This is a genomic window from Enterobacter sp. EGD-HP1, assembly GCF_000733275.2.
Taxonomy (GTDB): Bacteria; Pseudomonadota; Gammaproteobacteria; order Enterobacterales; family Enterobacteriaceae; genus Enterobacter.
Map to the genome: position 1 here is coordinate 34,960 of NZ_AVOP01000032.1, position 17,004 is coordinate 51,963.

Below are 17,004 nucleotides of genomic sequence, written 5' to 3' on the forward strand. Positions count from 1 at the left end.
AATGCGCCAGTTCTCGTTAAACATCAGTGCTTCTCAATATACATCGTCCGGCTATACGCCACGTCTTCCGGGTTATTAATGGGGTAGCCTTTCACCCAGGGCTTAATCAGGCGGCCATTGGTGTACTGATAAATTGGCGCGATGGGGGCTTTCTCCATCAGGATTTTCTCCGCCATGTTGTAGTCCGTATTACGCGCTTTCGCGGTGGTTTCCAGCGTGGCCTGGTTGATAATTTTATCGTAGGCCGGTTCATTGAAACGCGAGATATTGCCGCTGTGGGTTGAGGTCAGCAGGGACAGGAAGGTCGAGGGCTCGTTGTAATCACCTACCCATGACGCGCGGATCACATCAAAATTGCCGGTATTACGGCTGTCGATATAGGTTTTCCACTCCTGGTTTTGCAGTTTGACATCCACCCCGAGATTTTTCTTCCACATGGAGGCCACCGCAATGGCGATTTTCTGGTGGTTCTCCGAGGTGTTGTACAACAGGGTCAACTTCAGCGGACGCTGAGGACCGTAACCTGCGGCCTGAAGCAAGGTTTTCGCCTGAGCATTCAGCTCCTGCTGCGACATCTGCTCGAACGGTGAAGGCTCAGGGGTGAAACCCGCCGTCACGTCAGGGGTGAAATGCCAGGCTGGCTTCTCGCCGGTACCCAGTACCTTTTCCGCCATAATGCGGCGATCGATAGTCATGCTCAGCGCAAGACGAACCCGGGCATCAGCCGTCGGGCCCTTTTGCGTGTTAAACGCATAGTAATAGGTTCCAAGTTGAGGCGGCATATACACCTGCCCAGGAATGTCCTTCAGGAGCTTCTGATACATGTTTTTCGGGAACGATTCGGTAATATCAATATCCCCCGCCAGATAGCGTTTGGTGGCGGATGATTCCTGATTAATCGGTATAAAAGTCACTTTTTGCAGGACCGTTTTCGCATTGTCCCAGTAATGAGTATTCGGAACGACAACCAGTTTTTCATTCACCACGCGATCGTTCAGGACGTATGCGCCATTGCCCACCAGGGCGCCCGGACGCGTCCACTCTTTACCGCTTTCAACGTTCGCTTTTTGCACCGGATAGAAGGCAAAATTTGCCGTCAGGTTGCTAAACCACGGTAGCGGTTTGTCCAGCTGGACGCGTAACGTTCTGGCATCCACCGCCGTCACGCCCAGGGTATCTGGTGCCGCTTTACCGTCAATAATGGCCTGGGCGTTGTTGATACCCGCCAGCGCTGCAAACCAGGCAAATGGAGAGGTGGTTTTCGGGTCGACCAGACGCTGCCAGCTGTAGACAAAATCCTGCGCGGTGACGGGCGTACCGTCAGACCATTTCGCGTTATCGCGCAGTGTGAACGTCCAGATACGGTTATCGTTGCTCTGCCAGCGCGTCGCCACGCCCGGGGTCAGTTCCCCCTTCTCGTTCTGATTCACCAGCCCTTCGAAAAGATCGCGAATCACCTGAATCTCGGGTAATCCCACCGCTTTTGCCGGATCGAGCGAAGCCGGTTCGTCTTTAATATGCCTGACCAGCTCCTGTTTTTGCGCCAGTACCGTGCCCTGTGGCACATCAGCAGCGTACGAAAGTGTAGAGAGTCCGCACAGGTACAGTGCAGCACAGAGACGCGAAACAGGATGCTTCATAAGATCCCCTTTAATGAATTCAGGTAACAAGCAGATGCGTAATTATTTGTTTCGACAAAGAGAAATGCAAATACCTTCGTCAGGAATAGTGATTTGAGGCAATTCTCAGACGTCACGGAAACTATTTGATTAACAGCGAGTTTTGCACAACACTGCCAGTAGAGACTTCTTTATCAGGATTTCGTATGGCAACCACCCGACCACGAGCGGAACGCGGCGCCTTTCCACCGGGCGCTGAGCAATATGGCCGCTCATTTTTAGGCGCATCGCTGATCTGGTTCCCGGCCCCCGATTCCGATCGCGACAGCGGTTTGATCATTGCCGGTACGCACGGGGATGAGAACTCATCCGTCGTCACACTTTCCTGCGCGCTGCGCACGCTCACCCCTGCACTGCGACGTCACCATGTGATTCTTGCCGTCAATCCGGACGGCTGTCAGCTTGGATTACGGGCAAATGCGAGGGGAGTCGACCTGAACCGTAATTTCCCGGCGGCAAACTGGCGCGCCGGTGAAACGGTTTATCGCTGGAACAGCTCCGCTGAGGAGCGGGACGTGGTGCTGCTGACGGGAGACAAGCCCGGCTCCGAGCCGGAAACGCAGGCGCTGTGCCAACTTATCCATAAGATCCACCCTTCCTGGATTGTCTCCTTCCACGACCCGCTGGCCTGTATTGAAGATCCTCGTCACTCTGACCTTGGCGCGTGGCTGGCGCAGGCTTTCGCCCTGCCGCTCGTCACCAGCGTGGGCTATGAGACCCCCGGGTCCTTCGGAAGCTGGTGCGCCGATTTGAGCCTGCCCTGCATTACCGCTGAATTCCCGCCGATTTCCTCCGACGAAGCCAGCGAAAAATACCTAAAAGCGATGATGGAGCTTCTGCGCTGGCAGCCTCAAAGATGAAGCACGCCGCTGGTAAAATTAAGCGCCGGTGAAACGTCAACCGCCAGCCACGTTGGGCCGTCCAGATCAGCAAAACGGACCTGATTGACCAGCGGCAGCGCCGCGCCGATCGCCCGGGATGTGCAGAGCATACATCCCAGCATCAGTGAAAAGCCCTGCGCCTGCGCTTCCGCCGCCAGGGCCAGCGCTTCTGTCAGCCCGCCGGTCTTGTCGAGCTTGATATTGACCATCTCATAGCGGCCCTTAAGCGCGCTCAAATTCTCGCGGGTATGGCAGCTTTCGTCCGCGCAGACGGGCAGCGGATGGATAAAATTCTTCAGCGCCGCATCATCCTTCGCTGGCAGAGGCTGCTCCAGCATCGCCACGCCCAGATCGGCCAGCAGCTGGCATCGCGCGGCAAGCCCCTCGGGATGCCACGACTCGTTGGCGTCAACAATTAGCGTGGCCGAGGGCACCGCGGAGCGAATGGCAACCATCCGCTCGCTGATCAGGCGATCGTCGAGCTTCACTTTTAACAGTGTGGCTCCGGCGTCATAGAGCGCTTTTGCGCTGGCGGCCATCTGCTCCGGCTCACCAATCACGACCGTTTGCGCCGTCACGACGGACTCCGGCAGCACCACGCTCAGCAAGGACGCCAGCGATTGCTGCCGCTTAGCGGCCTCAAGGCTCCAGAGCGCACAGTCGACGGCGTTACGCGCTGCCCCGGCGGGTAAACGCTGCTGTAATGCCTCGCGCGTGAGCCCTTTTTGCAGGTCAGGCACCAGGGTCATGATATGCGCCATCACCGACGCAGGACTTTCTCCGTAGCGCGGGTAAGGCGTACATTCCCCGACGCCTTTAATCCCCTCTTCTTCGATTTCAACCACCACCACGCTGGCTTCACTTCGGCTGCCGCGGGAGATCACAAACGGGGTATGCAATGGCCAGGCTTCTTCATAGACCTTCACGCTTCTCATCACTGACTCCTTGCGGCCCGGAAAGGCGAAAAATTTGGTTTGCCGTGTTATCCGCTGATGGCATACACTAGCCACGACGTTAACTATATGTAAACAGGAAGATATCTATGTCACAACTCGTTCATTTCCAGGGCAACCCGGTTGCTGTTGCAGGTTCCATTCCGCAGGCTGGCAGCAAAGCGCAGGCTTTTACTCTGGTGGCTAAAGATCTGTCTGACGTCACACTGGCTCAGTTTGCGGGTAAACGCAAAGTACTGAACATTTTCCCAAGCATTGATACCGGCGTTTGTGCCGCATCCGTGCGTAAATTCAACCAGCTGGCGACTGAAATGGACAACACCGTTGTGCTGTGTATTTCCGCTGACCTGCCTTTTGCCCAGTCCCGTTTCTGCGGTGCCGAAGGCCTGAGCAACGTCATTACCCTCTCCACCCTGCGCAGCGCAGATTTCCTTGAGAAATACGGCGTCAGCATCGCGGAAGGCCCACTGAAAGGTCTGGCAGCACGTGCTGTACTGGTTCTTGATGAAAACGACACCGTTGTCTTCAGCGAACTGGTTAACGAAATCACCACCGAGCCGGATTACACTGCCGCGCTGGACGTGCTGAAAGCATAATAACTACTTAGCATTCGATACAGCTAATTCTCAACCTCGCCGCGGCGGGGTTTTTTATTACGTCAAAGCTGAATCGTTAAAGCATAAATGTTTGCATGTCACATTAATCATGCAATTACACAGGCGATATGTAACATGAGCGTGATCAATAACGCATAATAATCGTTAAAATTCCCTATTTTCATCTCCAGTGAAGCTCATCACATTTCCCTTTCTGCCTAAACATTAGATTTGCTTACGAAAGAAAATAATCGTTTCAGCAAAAAGGATAAAATATGAAGATCAAACTCGCTTTTACGCTCCTTGCGGTACTGACTTCTGGCCATGCAGCGGCTAAAACCTGGGTGCTGACAAGCGCTGAAAGCAGCATAGAGAAAGGAAACTGGAAGATTTCCAGTAATGAGCTGAACGTTAAAGATCAAATGTTCAGCATTGAGCAAAAAGTCTTACACGGCGGTAAACAGGAAGGCAGCAAAGTCATCATTATTAGCAGCAAAGATGGCCTGACCATTACCCTGAGCCCAACCCGCGGGATGAACCTTCTGCACGTAGAAGGGTTTGGCACCCGGCTGGGGTGGAACTCTCCCGTCAAAGAGGTCGTAAATCCGGCGTATATCAATCTAGAAAGCCGCAACGGTCTCGGCTGGCTGGATGGTTTCAACGAGATGATGGTGCGCTGTGGCTATGAGTGGACAGGGCACCCGGTCACTGCGGATGGGCAAATCTACACCCTGCACGGCAGGGCCGGTAATACCCCTGTTTCACAGGTCGAGGTTGAAATCGCGGATGCCGCTCCGCATGAGATCCGCGTTCGGGGTTTGATCAAAGAGAGCACGTTTAAAAAATCGGATCTGCAAACCATGACCGAACTGCGCTACGTTCCCGGAACCAACCAGTTCAGCCTGCACGATGTACTGACCAACCATGCAGATTACCCTCATGATTACCAAATCATCTATCACAGCAACTTCGGGACGCCGATCCTCGAAGAAGGCGCTCGTTTCCTTGCACCGGCTGTGAGCGTGAGCCCGTTCAATGACTACGCCAAAGCGGGCGTTAACGACTGGCAAACCTATGCCGGGCCGACAAAAGGCTTTGATGAGATGGTCTTTAACATCAAACCGCTTGCGGACAATAACCACGAAACGCTCGCAGCGGTGGTCAATAAAGCCGGAGATAAAGGCGCGTCAATCCAGTTTGATACCCGTCAACTGCCCGTTCTGACCTTATGGAAAAATACCGACACGCTGAAGCAGGGCTACGTCACGGGCATTGAGCCAGGCACCAGCTACGCCTACCCCGTCACAATAGAACGCGAGCAGAAGCGGGTTAAGCAGTTGCAGCCCGGTGCCAGCGCACAGTTTGACCTGACCTATACCCTGCTCCACAGCCCGCAGCAGGTGAAAGACGTCGAAAGCCGGATTGCGTCGATTCAGGGAGAGATAAAAACAGAAATCGTGACCACGCCTCTGGCGAAGGAATAAACGTAAAATAAAAAAGCCTCTTTACAGAGGCTTTTTGTTATTCGTCACCTTTCTTATGATTCAAACCGTACTCGCGCAGCTTATTTGCAATCGCGGTGTGCGAGACGCCCAGACGTTTTGCCAGTTTACGGGTGCTGGGATAGCTGCGGTACAGCTGCGTCAGCACGGAGCGCTCAAAACGGCTGGTGATATCGTCCAGCGACCCCTCCATCGCCTCTTCGCCGACAGACACCGTCCCCGCGTCGTAATCAGGCAACAGAATATCCTGCGGACGCAGCTCATAGCCTTCGAGCTGGGTCAGCGCACGATAGACGGCGTTTTTAAGCTGACGAATGTTGCCCGGCCAGCCGTAGCGCATGAGCACCGTGCCGAGATCGGCAGACAGCTTCGGACGCGGCACCCCCTGCTCGTCGGCAAAGCGGGCGACGAACAGCTCCGTGAGCGGCATGATGTCCTGCGGACAATCGCGCAGCGGGGGAATATTCAGCGTCAGGACGTTGAGGCGGTAATAGAGATCCTCGCGGAAGATCCCCTTTTGCACCAGCTCAACCAGGTTTTTCTGGGTGGCGCAAATGACGCGCACGTCCACATGCACTTCGTGATCTTCTCCGACGCGGCGGAACGTTCCGTCGTTCAGGAAACGCAGCAGCTTAGCCTGCATGCGCGGCGACATTTCCCCGATCTCGTCCAGCAGCACGGAGCCGCCGTTAGCCTGCTCGAAGAACCCTTTTTTGCCTTCCGGCGCGTGGCCAAACAGCTCGCTTTCAACGGCATCTTCCGGAATAGAGGCGCAGTTAAGTGCCAGATAAGGCTTGGCCGCACGCGGGCTCGCCAGATGCACCGCGTGAGCCAGCAGGTCTTTCCCGGTGCCAGTGTCCCCGGTAATCAGCAGCGGCGCGGTCAGGCTTGCGAGCTTGCGCGCCTGATCCACCACATGGCGCATTTTCGGGCTGACGGCAATAATCTGGCTAAAGGCGCCAACATCCTGGCTGGAAATGTTCTGCAGCTGACGGCCCATGCGTAACGTCGAGCGCAGCATGATCACCGCCCCGGTCAGTACGCGGGTATTCCCTTCCCCTTTCAGATAGACCGGCGTGATCTCCATCAGGAAATTCTGCCCGTTAATCACCACATGCTCGCTAAGCGTGTTCTGCGGATTGCTGTCCAGCCAGCGCTGGAAGTTAAAGCCGGGGATCAGCTGCGCGGCGTTATGATTGCTGAGCTTCTCCTGGCTCTGCGCGAAAAGCTGGCAGCTCGCGTGGTTAACGCGCTCAACTTTGCTTTTCAAATCCAGGGAGAGGAACGGCTCTGGCATGGCTTCCAGCAGCGCGCTCAGGGCCAGGTGCTCACGCTCAGAGGGCATCCAGGGAATGGTGCGTACATCCGTAACGCCATCGATACGGCGGATTTCCGCCATCAGGCTACTGAAGGTATTAAATTCAATTTCGGCAAAATTGAGGTAAATTCGCCCGACAGGATCGATCTCAATGCCACGTAAATCAATGCTACGTAAAACAAGAAGATCGAGTAATTCGCGGGTCAGACCGAGACGGTCTTCACAGAAGACTTCAAGACGCATGGGAAATTCACCGTTTTAAGCCAATAACAGTAAAATGATATGTCAGAACACGGTGATCCGGAAGATGGCTGTCAACAAATATTGACAGCCAGCACGATTAGTGAACAAAACCTCACGGAGCAGGTTTTTTATTGAGCGTCTCTTTGAGCTGGCCGATCAGTTCACGCCTGAAATCCCCCAGTCGGGGCTTGTCGCCATCGATCCACGGCAGCGGACGGCAGACCTCCATTGCTTTAATCCCCAAACGCGCCGTCAATAATCCCGCGCCAATACCCTGGGCGGCACGAGCAGAAAGACGCGCCGCCAGATCCTGCGACATCCAGTCCATGCCCACTTCGCGCACCAGTTCACTCGCCCCGGCAAACGCGATATTGAGCAGGACCAGCTTAAACAGTCTGAGCCGACTGTAGTAACCCAGCTCTATGCCGTAAAGGTTCGCGATACGGTTGATCAGTCGCAGGTTACGCCAGGCGATAAAGGCCATATCGACCAGCGCCAGCGGGCTGACGGCAATCATCAGGGTGGATTCCGCCGCAGAACGGCCGATCTCGCGACGCGCCTGGGCATCCAGCACCGGCTGAACCATATGGGAATAGAGCGTCACCACTTCCCGGTCATTCTGGGTTTCATGGATGGCGGCATACCAGCGCTGAAGCGCCGGATGCGACTGATCGATACCTGCCTGGCTGGCCAGCTTTTCACAAAACGCGCGACCTTTGCCGGTGCCGTGACTGTGGAGCAGATCCCGCGCTTCATCACGCTCATGCGCACGCTGGCGCAATCGCCAGAGCCGACGCCACTCGGTGGCAACCGATCCGATGCCCGCCCCCACAATCAGCGCGCCCGCGGCACATCCGCCCAGCGCGACCCAGTCCTGAGTTTGCCAGGCATTCATCATCCACTGCACGCCCTGCCCAACCACGCTTACGCCAAACAGCGCCAGACCGGCGGTGACCATCTTACGCCACAGGCTGCGTTTGGGGCGCAGAGCGGCTTCCACAACCGCCTCTGCCGGACCTTCCTCGACGCCCGGCTCCTCCGTCAGCGCCGGAGCAAAGTTATCAGCCTGCGTGCCGCTGAACGTCTGCGCGGTTTTGAACGCCTCCTGAGGGTCCTGCTCAAGCGTTCCGGTAAAGTCTATGCGCGGTTTTAACGGTTCCGTCATCGCAATTTATCTCCAATCAAAAACTCAAGCGCCGCATCCAGACGGATGTGGGGTAACGGCTGATCAACATTCATGACCTGCGGGCGGAAGGCTTCAAACTGGAATCCCTGGTTCTGCCAGAAGGCCTGACCCGGCAGCCGCGCAGGCACTTCGCCCGGATACACGGTAAGCGGTTCACCGTCGCTGAGCCGGTTTCCGCGTAATGCCGGTATTTTCTCGCCGTTAAGGTCAATCAGCCCGCTTTGCGTCGCCTGCACGGAGGCGAGCCCAAGGCAATCCATGCCGATCCCTTCGAAGGCGGCGTTTTGCCAGGCGTCCTGCACCAGCTGCTGCAGCAGCGATACCATATTGGCATGCTGGTCGACCGTGACGTGATCGGCCTTCGTAGCCGCAAAAAGCAGTTTGTCGATCACCGGAGAGAACATACGGCGAAACAGCGTCCGCTGCCCATAGTGGAAACTTTGCATCAGCTGCGTCAGCGCAAGACGCATATCGTTGAATGCCTGCGGCCCGCTGTTGAGCGGCTGCAGACAATCCACCAGCACAATCTGGCGGTCAAATCGCAAGAAGTGGTTTTTATAGAATCCCTTGACCACTTTTTCACAGTAGTAATTGTAACGTTCGCGCAGCATCCCGGCGTTAGTGTGCCTGTCGGCCTGCGCCAGCTTCGACTCGCCCACCCCATCCACATCCGGCCACGGGAAGAACTGAAGCACAGGGGCGCCCGCTAAATCACCCGGCAGAACGAAACGCCCCGGCTGAATGAAGTGCAACCCTTCCTGTTTGCACTGGTGCAGATACGCCGTCCAGGCCTCGGCAATGGCCGCCAGACGGTTTTCATCGGCCGGGGCAAGCGGGTCTAAGCCTTCGCACAGCTGTCGCCATTTGGCCGACCACCCGGCGCGCTGCCCCTGCAATAACCCCGTCATCTGGCGGGACCAGCAAATGTAATCCTGCGCCAGCATCGGCAAGTCGAGTAGCCATTCACCGGGATAATCGACGATTTCCAGGTACAGCGTGGAGGTATCTTTGAAGTGGCGCATCATAGATTCATTCGAGCGAAAACGCAGCGCAAGGCGAATTTCACTGACTCCTCGCGTCGGCGTCGGCCACGTGGGCGGATCGCCATAAAGCTGCGCCAGCCCTTCGTCATAGGTAAAGCGTGGAATACCAAAATCACGCTGTGGGACGCGCTTCACGCCCAGCAGGCGCTCTTCGCGCACCGCGCTAAGCAACGGCAGACGCGCCCCGGCGTGCAGGTTCAGGAGCTGGTTTACCATCGCGGTGATAAACGCCGTCTTGCCGCTGCGGCTCAGCCCCGTCACGGCGAGACGCAGATGACGGTCAACGCCACGGTTCACCAGTGAATTGATTTCGTTTTTAAGTCGCTTCATCGCCGTCCTTCGTTGCCTGGAAGCCTTGAATGCATGGCTTCAGAATACAATAAATGGGGGCAGATCGTTGATTATCAATTCTTATTTATTGCTATTGTCGTTTTCTCTCCAGTAAGATGAACGACATTGCAGTCAGTCCGGAGTGAGTAAGGTGTATGTCACCCACCATCTATGATATCGCACGGGTTGCGGGCGTATCGAAATCAACCGTTTCCCGCGTTCTGAATAAACAAACGAATATTTCTCCCGAAGCGCGTGACAAAGTGCTAAAGGCGATTGATGAATTAAATTATCAGCCCAACAAACTGGCACGCGCCCTGACCTCTTCAGGCTTCGATGCCATTATGGTTATTTCGACCCGATCAACCAAAACCACTGCCGGTAATCCTTTTTTCTCCGATGTCCTTCATGCTATTACGGCAAAAGCGGAAGAAGAAGGATTCGATGTTATTTTACAAACCTCAAAAAGCAGTGAAGACGATCTGCTGAAATGCGTGAGTAAAATAAAACAGAAGATGATCAAAGGGATCATTATGCTGAGTTCACCCGCAAATGAATCCTTTTTCACCACGCTGGATGCCTATGGCGTACCGGTAGTGGTGATCGGCAAAGTGGAAGGTGAGTATCAGAATATTTATTCCGTCGACACGGATAATTTCCATGACAGCGCCACGCTGACGGAAACCTTTATTAAAAACGGTCGCCGGAAAATTGCCTGTCTGCATGCGCCGCTTGATTATCATGTTTCGATCGATCGCCTGGCGGGTTATAAAGCCAGTCTGGAAAAGCACCATATTGCGATGAACCCGGACTGGATCATGAACGGCGGTTATACCCATGAGAGCGCGCTTAAGGCGGCTCTGGAATTGCTCTCTTCACCCACGCCGCCTGATGCCGTATTTGCTACCGACAGCATGAAATTACTCGGCCTTTATCGCGCGGCGGATGAGCTGAATCTGATGATTCCGGAACAGGTGGTGATAGCCGGATACAGCGACCCGATGCTGTCTCTCATTTTAACGCCCGCACCCGGCGGCTTTGATATCCCCACCCGAAAACTCGGGGAAGAGAGCTGCGATCTTCTCTTCAGGCGTATTGCGGGCAAGCCCGCCCCGCAAAAAGTGCTTGTTGATACCCATTTTTTACTGGCGGCCTCGCTGCGCTAAAACCAGGGGCTTGGAGCCCCTGGAAACCTATCGGTCAGAACGCGTAATTTACCCCAACGCCCGCATAGTGGAAGCGGTCGTTTTCACCCTCGTCATGGTTTTCCCACTCATAGGCGTATTCAAGCGTCATGGATAAACCGTTGTTGAAGTCATAGGCGTACTGCATACCCAGGCGGTTGAAATTATGCCCTTCACGCTCAGGATCGTCCTGCCAGTCCCAGTTAGTCCAGCGATCGAGCCCCAGTCGGGTGTAAGGCGTTAAGGTCGTCTGGCCCAATGAAACAGGCAGATAGGCGCGAATTTCCTGGGTGGAGAACTCGCCGTTATTACGTGAACCGTCCATATTGAAACCGCGCTCTAAATAGTAATTCACTTTAGCGGCAAAGGTTTCGTTAATGGTCCAGGTAAAGCCCGTTTCGGTTTCAACGCGGCTGTCAGAATAACCTGTTTTTTGCAGATCGTTAGCAAACTGATACATGGCAAACCAGCCGCCAAAGCGCCAGTCGTCGGTTAATTTAATATCCCAGTCAGGCTGAATTTTGTAGCGCTGCATGTTTGCGCTGCCGTCTCTGGCGCCGTGTTCATCTTTAAAGTGATAGCTATAATTACGGAAGCCGCCGATCAGACCGAACGTAAAATTATCGGTTCCGATAAAGCGATAGCGCAATTCAAATTCCGGGCGATCAAAATAGGTGCCGCGGGTCATGCTGCTATAATCAACCGGACCTTCCTGATACATCGCCAGCGAAATAGTCCAGGCATCCCATGTTGCATTAAACCACACGGAAGGTTCATATAAGCCGTCTTTATCCTCCCCCTGACCTTCGACGTTTTCTATTTCATACATCGCGCCAATATTAAATTCCCACTGTTTAGCCGTTTCTGTTGCATGTGCACAGCCAACCCCTGCGCACAGCACGAGCGCAGCACTTTTTAGTAGAGTACTCATCAAATATTCCCTTTATAAGTAACAAACAAAAAAACCGGAAATGGGTATTTCCGGCAAACACCTTTCTTATCTAATAGCCGCTTCGGTTTCAGCGTCGAAGAAATGGCACTTATTCATATCGAACTGGATGCCGATATTATCCCCTGCGGCATAATCATTCGCTGCTCCCGCGCGAACAACCAGTTCATGACCGCCAACGGTGGCGTAGAGCATGAACTCTGCGCCGGTCAGTTCGGCTACGCTGACTTTCGCCGCGATGTTTTCACCGCAGCTCTGAAGCGTGAGAATATCTTCCGGGCGGATCCCAAAGACCACCGCTTTGCGCTGATACCCTGCAGCATTCAGTGAAGCGAGCTTGTCTTCCGGGATCGCCAGACGCAGCGTTTCCGTGACGAAATAGCGCTCGTCGATAGCGCCGCGAATGAAATTCATGGCAGGCGATCCAATAAACCCCGCGACAAACATGTTTGCCGGTTCGTTATAGACCTGCTTCGGTGCACCAACCTGCTGAATAATGCCGTCTTTTAAGATCACGATGCGTGTCGCCATCGTCATGGCTTCCGTCTGATCGTGGGTCACGTAAATCATCGTGGTGTTCAGCTTCTGGTGCAGCTTGCTGATTTCAGCCCGCATCTGCACGCGTAGCTTGGCATCGAGGTTGGAGAGCGGTTCATCCATCAGGAAAACGCCTGCTTCGCGCACGATCGCCCTGCCTAACGCCACGCGCTGACGCTGGCCGCCGGACAGCGCGCCGGGTTTACGCTTGAGGTACTCCCGTAAGCCGAGGATCTGTGCCGCCCAGTTAACGCGCTCTTCAATAACCGCAGGCGCAATTTTTTGCATCTTCAGGCCAAACGCCATGTTGTCGTAGACCGTCATATGCGGATAAAGCGCATAGTTCTGGAACACCATGGCGATGTCGCGTGACTTGGCGGGCACGTCGTTCATGCAAACCCCGTCAATCACGAGTTCCCCCGCGCTGATCTCCTCCAGACCGGCAATCATACGCAGCGTCGTGGATTTACCGCAGCCCGAAGGCCCGACGAAGACGATGAACTCCTTGTCTTCGATTTCGAGATTGAAATCCTTAACCACGTGGACCTGGTTATCATAGATTTTCTGAATGTGTTTCAGAGACAGTTGAGCCATTGTTAATTCCTTATCAATACGTCCGGGATGCCCAAAACTCGGTCAGGCATTTCCAGGTCAGTTCCCGCGTTGAATGAAGTTGTAATCCCGCATGGGTCAGGCCTGAGCCAATCCCAACCGACAGCATTCCCGCCGCGTTGATCGCCTCAACGCCAGCCGGTGCATCTTCGATGCCCATGGCCTCTTCAGGACGCACATTCAGGCCTGCACAGGCGGCGAGGAAGATCTCCGGGTCTGGCTTCGAACAGGCAATGAGGGAAGCATCAGCGCAAAAATCAAAAGCCTGCTGAATGCCAAGGGCACGCAATATGCCAGGGGCATTCAGGGAAACGGAGGCGAGCCCAATTTTGACGTTCGCCGCACGGATATCCGCCAGCACGTCGCGAATACCGGGAAGCAGAGAATCTTCCGTCAGTGACGCCAGAGACTGGACATAGAGCGCGTTTTTTTTCGTCGCCAGCGCGATGCACTGCTCATCGCTTAATATCCCCTCTTTCCCGCCGTGCTTCAGGATGCGCTGAAGGGAATCCATGCGGCTAATGCCCTTCAGCTGTTCGTTAAACACGTCGTCGAAGGCGATGCCGATCTCCTCCGCCACTGCAAGCCAGGCCAAAAAATGGAGGTGTGCGGTATCGGTGATCACACCGTCCAGATCGAATACAACAGCCTTAAGCATCATGTCGCATCTCCGTGGTAGCGGTCCCATCTACAGATGTAAGAAAGTCCTTATAGGCGCAAACCTTATGCCCCGATACGTGAAGCGTTTTGCCCCACAGCGTCAGCGTGACCGGTGCCGAAGTTTCAAGGGTTAAAACCTCATTTTCATAGGTAAAGTGCAGCATTGCGTTCCGCCAGCGCAGGGGGAAAGCAAGTCTTCGCCAGTGGGCTGGCAACCTCGGCGCAAGGTGCAGTTCCCCTTCCACAATCTGTATGCCGGCAAAGCCCTGAATGACGCCGGACCAGATCGCGCCGGTCGCAGCGGCGTGAATCCCGTCATCGCAGCTGTGCGGGTCGTCCCCAAGGTCAATGGCGACACCCTCACGCCAGAAGGCGTAGGCACCCTCGGTGTCACCGCAGCGGGCGGTCACAATGCCGTGAATGGCCTTGCTCAGCGAAGAGTCATGGATCGTGCGGGGCTCGTAGAACGCCAGGTTGGCGGCACATTCCTGCGGGGTAAACCGCTCCGGCAACAGGTAGGTAAGCATCACCACATCAGCCTGCTTAAGGATCTGCATCTCGTTCACTTCCGCGCGGGAATAATCGAGCAGAATGGTCTGCTTACCCGCTTTCACTTTATAGCGGCTCAGGTCAATGGCAGGTTTCGCCATGAAGGTATCATCCTGCGGGATCACACCGTCTGAATTGGCCTCCGGCAGCCATAAGCGCGTCAGGAACCGCGTGGCATTCTGCGTAAAACCTTCATCCTCACGCCCAAACATCGCCATAAACCGGCGCGCGCAGGCAACGTTGTGCCAGGCCAGATAGTTGGTGTAGGCGTTGTTATTCACATGCTCGGTGTATTCGTCCGGCCCAATCACATCATGAATTTCCAGGCGCCCGTTGACCTCCGTGGCGCGGCCCATCCAGAACGTTGCCGTCTCCACCAGCAGGGTCAGCCCTTCATTACGCATAAAGGCATCATCGCGCGTGGCCTGCCAGTAGGCCACAACGGCCCAGGCAATGTCCGCCACGATGTGATGTTCGGCCAGGGCGGAGGCCACTTTCTGCCGCGTGCCCGTACGGATGTTGATCGCCGCGAACTCCGGCGTCTCCTCTTTGCCGCTCGCGGCACTCTCCCAAGGGAACAGCGCGCCCGGCCAACCGTTGCGGCGGGCTTTTTCCCGGGCCCCGGCCAGGTTCAGCCAGCGATAGCGCAGCAGACTGCGGGCCACTTGCGGACGAGTGAAAAGATGGAAAGGCAGCAGGAAAATTTCGGTATCCCAGAAGACGTGGCCTTTGTACCCCTCGCCCGTTAGCCCTTTGGCGGCGATACTGCTTCGCTCATCATGGGCAGGCGTCATGGTCGTCAAATGCCAGACGGCGTAATCCAGCGCCATCTGATCCTGATACTCCGTAGAGTCCACTTCCACCCGAGCGTCACGCCAGACCTCTTCCCAGGCATACGATGAACTCTCAAGCAACGCGTCGTAGCCTCTTGCCGCACAGACCTTAAGATCGGCCAGCGCGTTGCGAGCGAAAGACGCCTGCGACAGTGCTTTATCGCTGCGATGTGCCACCCAGACGATTTTCTCTAGCGTGACGGTGTCACCCTTCGCAATCTTCAGCGAATGATGAACGCTGAGACGACGATTTTTGGCAGTGAAACAGCTGTCGCTCTTCGCGGAGAGCTGGCAAAACGCAGAAACAACAACTTCTGACGCACGGTCCTGCGTTTCATACACGCCCTGCATGTATTGCTGGTCAAACACTCTGACCGACATTTCATCCAGATGCTGTCTGCCGCTGTTCGTTTGCGTTGCATCAATGCCGGTTTTCATCACCACCTGCGAGGCATCATCAAGCGGGGTGATCGCAAGCTGCATGGCCACAAGCGGCAGCTGATCCAGCGACACAAAACGACGACTTTCCAGACGATAGCGTTTCCCGTCAGGCGAGCGCCACACGACGCGGCGACGAAGTTCGCCGTTGGCAAACGCCAGCTCGCGCTGCCACTCAAGAATTTCGCCTGACAGGAGCGTGAAATTGACGCCATCCAGCTCAACATCAATACCGGTGATATCCGGCAGATTGATCAGCTCAGTGCTCTCGTTACGCCCCGCCTGGTGATAGAGACCCGCAAGATACATGCCTCGGGTTTGCTGGGTGTAATCTTCTTCGTGCGCAGCGCGGATCCCCATGTAGCCGTTACCGCAGGCCATGATGGAGGCGTACTTATTCAGACTGTGCGGACAAAAGCCCGGGTCGGTTAATACAGACACGTTTAGCATAGCGTCACGCTTTCCCCTGTTTCTGCTGATTCATACAGCGCGGCGACAAGCTGCTGGATAACCAGCCCCTGCTCCGCATCAGCTATCGTGACGGGCTCACCCTGCACATGCCGTACAAAGGCATCCATACTGCGCATATGCCGCTGGTCGTCAGCTTCTTCACGCTGCGTGAGGGTGACTAAAGTACCGGCTTCATCGTTGTAGATGTGCGCCGGGAACAGCGTTGCCCCCGCCTTATCACCGCAGAATGCGACGTTCATGATGGACTGTTCGCGGATGTTAAGCGCAAAAGAGGTGTCCAGACGCAGGAGGCCACCGTTGCAGAACTCAATCGTGCCAAACAGGGCATCCTCAACGGTAAAGTGCGCGGGATCCCACTCGCCAAACTGGCCGCTGCTTTTACGGTTGCCCAGCCTCTGGAAGCTATGTGCCGTCACCTTTTTTACCGCCGGGAACCCCAGCACGTACATCGCGGCATCGAGCATATGGATGCCGATATCAATCAGCGGCCCACCGCCCTGAAGCGTTTTGTTGGTAAAGACGCCCCAGCCGGGAACCCCGCAGCGTCGTAGCGCCTGCGCCGTGGTGTAATAAATTTCCCCCAGCGCCCCCTTCATCACAGCCTCACGCAGCAGTTGCGTATCGAGAGCAAAACGATGGTGAAAATCATACGCCAGCACTTTTCCCGCCCTGCGCGCGGCCATGCGCATCCTATCGGCCTCCTGCGGCGTCATGGCCGGCGGTTTTTCACACATTACGTGGCAGCCCGCTTCCAGCGCGGCCATGACGTGCTCGAAGTGGAACCGGTTAGGCGAACAGACGCTCACCACATCCGGCTTAACCGCCTCGAGCATCTCTCGCACATCCTGCCATGCCGAGGAAATACCATGACGTTCCGCAAACGCCCGAGCCTGTTCAGGGTGGCTGTCCATGACAGCCACCATCTGAACATCACTGCGCGTGGCGTAATACGAGGCATGCACTTTGTCCGCGACCTGCCCGGCACCAATAATGGCGACGCGCAGAGGCGAAGGTGTAGAAGCACTCATCACGCTCGTCAT

Annotated in this window: 14 protein-coding genes; 4 read left to right on the plus strand and 10 right to left on the minus strand. The window is 55.4% G+C overall.

Features of this window, described 5'->3' with window-relative positions:
* Positions 1 to 23: 23 nt before the first annotated feature.
* Positions 24 to 1,640: a peptide ABC transporter substrate-binding protein gene (locus N037_RS15820; protein ID WP_032642109.1), complete on the minus strand. Its 1,617-nt coding sequence runs from the start codon at positions 1,638 to 1,640 to the stop codon at positions 24 to 26.
* A 185-nt stretch (positions 1,641 to 1,825) separates the two neighbouring features.
* On the opposite strand from N037_RS15820, the gene mpaA reads away from it, so the two are divergent.
* Positions 1,826 to 2,539, plus strand: a complete 714-nt coding sequence (gene mpaA, locus N037_RS15825) for a murein tripeptide amidase MpaA (protein ID WP_032642112.1) — start codon at positions 1,826 to 1,828, stop codon at positions 2,537 to 2,539.
* Here the strand turns inward: mpaA and ycjG are convergent.
* The gene (ycjG, locus tag N037_RS15830) at positions 2,530 to 3,495 is read right to left on the minus strand and encodes an L-Ala-D/L-Glu epimerase (protein ID WP_032642114.1); all 966 of its coding nucleotides are present in this window, start codon (positions 3,493 to 3,495) and stop codon (positions 2,530 to 2,532) included. The genes mpaA and ycjG overlap by 10 nt on opposite strands.
* Positions 3,496 to 3,602: 107 nt before the next feature.
* On the opposite strand from ycjG, the gene tpx reads away from it, so the two are divergent.
* Both tpx and N037_RS15840 read left to right on the plus strand, forming a co-directional pair.
* Entirely contained in the window at positions 3,603 to 4,109 is a 507-nt protein-coding gene (tpx, locus tag N037_RS15835) for a thiol peroxidase (RefSeq protein ID WP_023335907.1), read from the plus strand.
* A 275-nt stretch (positions 4,110 to 4,384) separates the two neighbouring features.
* Positions 4,385 to 5,593 (plus strand): aldose 1-epimerase family protein, encoded by a 1,209-nt coding sequence (locus tag N037_RS15840; protein WP_032642116.1) that lies wholly within the window; start codon positions 4,385 to 4,387, stop codon positions 5,591 to 5,593.
* A gap of 37 nt (positions 5,594 to 5,630) precedes the next feature.
* On the opposite strand, the gene tyrR is transcribed toward N037_RS15840, so the two are convergent.
* The 3 genes from tyrR to N037_RS15855 all read right to left on the minus strand — a co-directional run bounded on the left by tyrR (position 5,631) and on the right by N037_RS15855 (position 9,731).
* Positions 5,631 to 7,172, minus strand: coding sequence for a transcriptional regulator TyrR (gene tyrR, locus N037_RS15845; protein ID WP_032642118.1), 1,542 nt, complete (start codon positions 7,170 to 7,172; stop codon positions 5,631 to 5,633).
* A gap of 112 nt (positions 7,173 to 7,284) precedes the next feature.
* Positions 7,285 to 8,337: a YcjF family protein gene (locus N037_RS15850; protein ID WP_032642121.1), complete on the minus strand. Its 1,053-nt coding sequence runs from the start codon at positions 8,335 to 8,337 to the stop codon at positions 7,285 to 7,287.
* A complete protein-coding gene (locus N037_RS15855; protein WP_032642123.1) occupies positions 8,334 to 9,731 on the minus strand; it encodes a YcjX family protein in 1,398 nt (465 codons plus the stop codon). The genes N037_RS15850 and N037_RS15855 overlap by 4 nt, the downstream gene beginning before the upstream one ends.
* Positions 9,732 to 9,886: 155 nt before the next feature.
* On the opposite strand from N037_RS15855, the gene N037_RS15860 reads away from it, so the two are divergent.
* Positions 9,887 to 10,897: a LacI family DNA-binding transcriptional regulator gene (locus N037_RS15860; protein WP_032642125.1), complete on the plus strand. Its 1,011-nt coding sequence runs from the start codon at positions 9,887 to 9,889 to the stop codon at positions 10,895 to 10,897.
* A gap of 34 nt (positions 10,898 to 10,931) precedes the next feature.
* On the opposite strand, the gene N037_RS15865 is transcribed toward N037_RS15860, so the two are convergent.
* The 5 genes from N037_RS15865 to N037_RS15885 form a co-directional block, all read right to left on the minus strand.
* Positions 10,932 to 11,846 carry an OmpG family monomeric porin gene (locus tag N037_RS15865; protein WP_032642127.1) on the minus strand — a complete coding sequence of 305 codons (915 nt, stop codon included), beginning with the start codon at positions 11,844 to 11,846 and terminating at the stop codon, positions 10,932 to 10,934.
* A 66-nt stretch (positions 11,847 to 11,912) separates the two neighbouring features.
* On the minus strand, positions 11,913 to 12,995 hold the full coding sequence (locus tag N037_RS15870) for an ABC transporter ATP-binding protein (protein ID WP_023335914.1): 1,083 nt from the start codon (positions 12,993 to 12,995) through the stop codon (positions 11,913 to 11,915).
* Between the two features lie 13 nt (positions 12,996 to 13,008).
* Positions 13,009 to 13,674, minus strand: a complete 666-nt coding sequence (pgmB, locus tag N037_RS15875; RefSeq protein WP_032642129.1) for a beta-phosphoglucomutase — start codon at positions 13,672 to 13,674, stop codon at positions 13,009 to 13,011.
* Positions 13,664 to 15,943: a glycoside hydrolase family 65 protein gene (locus tag N037_RS15880; protein WP_032642131.1), complete on the minus strand. Its 2,280-nt coding sequence runs from the start codon at positions 15,941 to 15,943 to the stop codon at positions 13,664 to 13,666. The genes pgmB and N037_RS15880 overlap by 11 nt, the downstream gene beginning before the upstream one ends.
* A complete protein-coding gene (locus N037_RS15885) occupies positions 15,937 to 16,995 on the minus strand; it encodes a Gfo/Idh/MocA family protein (RefSeq protein ID WP_156369737.1) in 1,059 nt (352 codons plus the stop codon). The genes N037_RS15880 and N037_RS15885 overlap by 7 nt, the downstream gene beginning before the upstream one ends.
* Positions 16,996 to 17,004 lie beyond the last annotated feature (9 nt).

Coding starts and splice junctions, on each gene's coding strand:
- tyrR (WP_032642118.1), bottom strand. CDS start 7,172: ATGCGTCTTGAAGTCTTCTGTGAAGACCGTCTCGGTCTGACCCGCGAA.
- N037_RS15880 (WP_032642131.1), bottom strand. CDS start 15,943: ATGCTAAACGTGTCTGTATTAACCGACCCGGGCTTTTGTCCGCACAGT.
- N037_RS15855 (WP_032642123.1), bottom strand. CDS start 9,731: ATGAAGCGACTTAAAAACGAAATCAATTCACTGGTGAACCGTGGCGTT.
- N037_RS15850 (WP_032642121.1), bottom strand. CDS start 8,337: ATGACGGAACCGTTAAAACCGCGCATAGACTTTACCGGAACGCTTGAG.
- ycjG (WP_032642114.1), bottom strand. CDS start 3,495: ATGAGAAGCGTGAAGGTCTATGAAGAAGCCTGGCCATTGCATACCCCG.
- pgmB (WP_032642129.1), bottom strand. CDS start 13,674: ATGATGCTTAAGGCTGTTGTATTCGATCTGGACGGTGTGATCACCGAT.
- N037_RS15840 (WP_032642116.1), top strand. CDS start 4,385: ATGAAGATCAAACTCGCTTTTACGCTCCTTGCGGTACTGACTTCTGGC.
- tpx (WP_023335907.1), top strand. CDS start 3,603: ATGTCACAACTCGTTCATTTCCAGGGCAACCCGGTTGCTGTTGCAGGT.
- N037_RS15820 (WP_032642109.1), bottom strand. CDS start 1,640: ATGAAGCATCCTGTTTCGCGTCTCTGTGCTGCACTGTACCTGTGCGGA.
- mpaA (WP_032642112.1), top strand. CDS start 1,826: ATGGCAACCACCCGACCACGAGCGGAACGCGGCGCCTTTCCACCGGGC.
- N037_RS15865 (WP_032642127.1), bottom strand. CDS start 11,846: ATGAGTACTCTACTAAAAAGTGCTGCGCTCGTGCTGTGCGCAGGGGTT.
- N037_RS15860 (WP_032642125.1), top strand. CDS start 9,887: ATGTCACCCACCATCTATGATATCGCACGGGTTGCGGGCGTATCGAAA.
- N037_RS15870 (WP_023335914.1), bottom strand. CDS start 12,995: ATGGCTCAACTGTCTCTGAAACACATTCAGAAAATCTATGATAACCAG.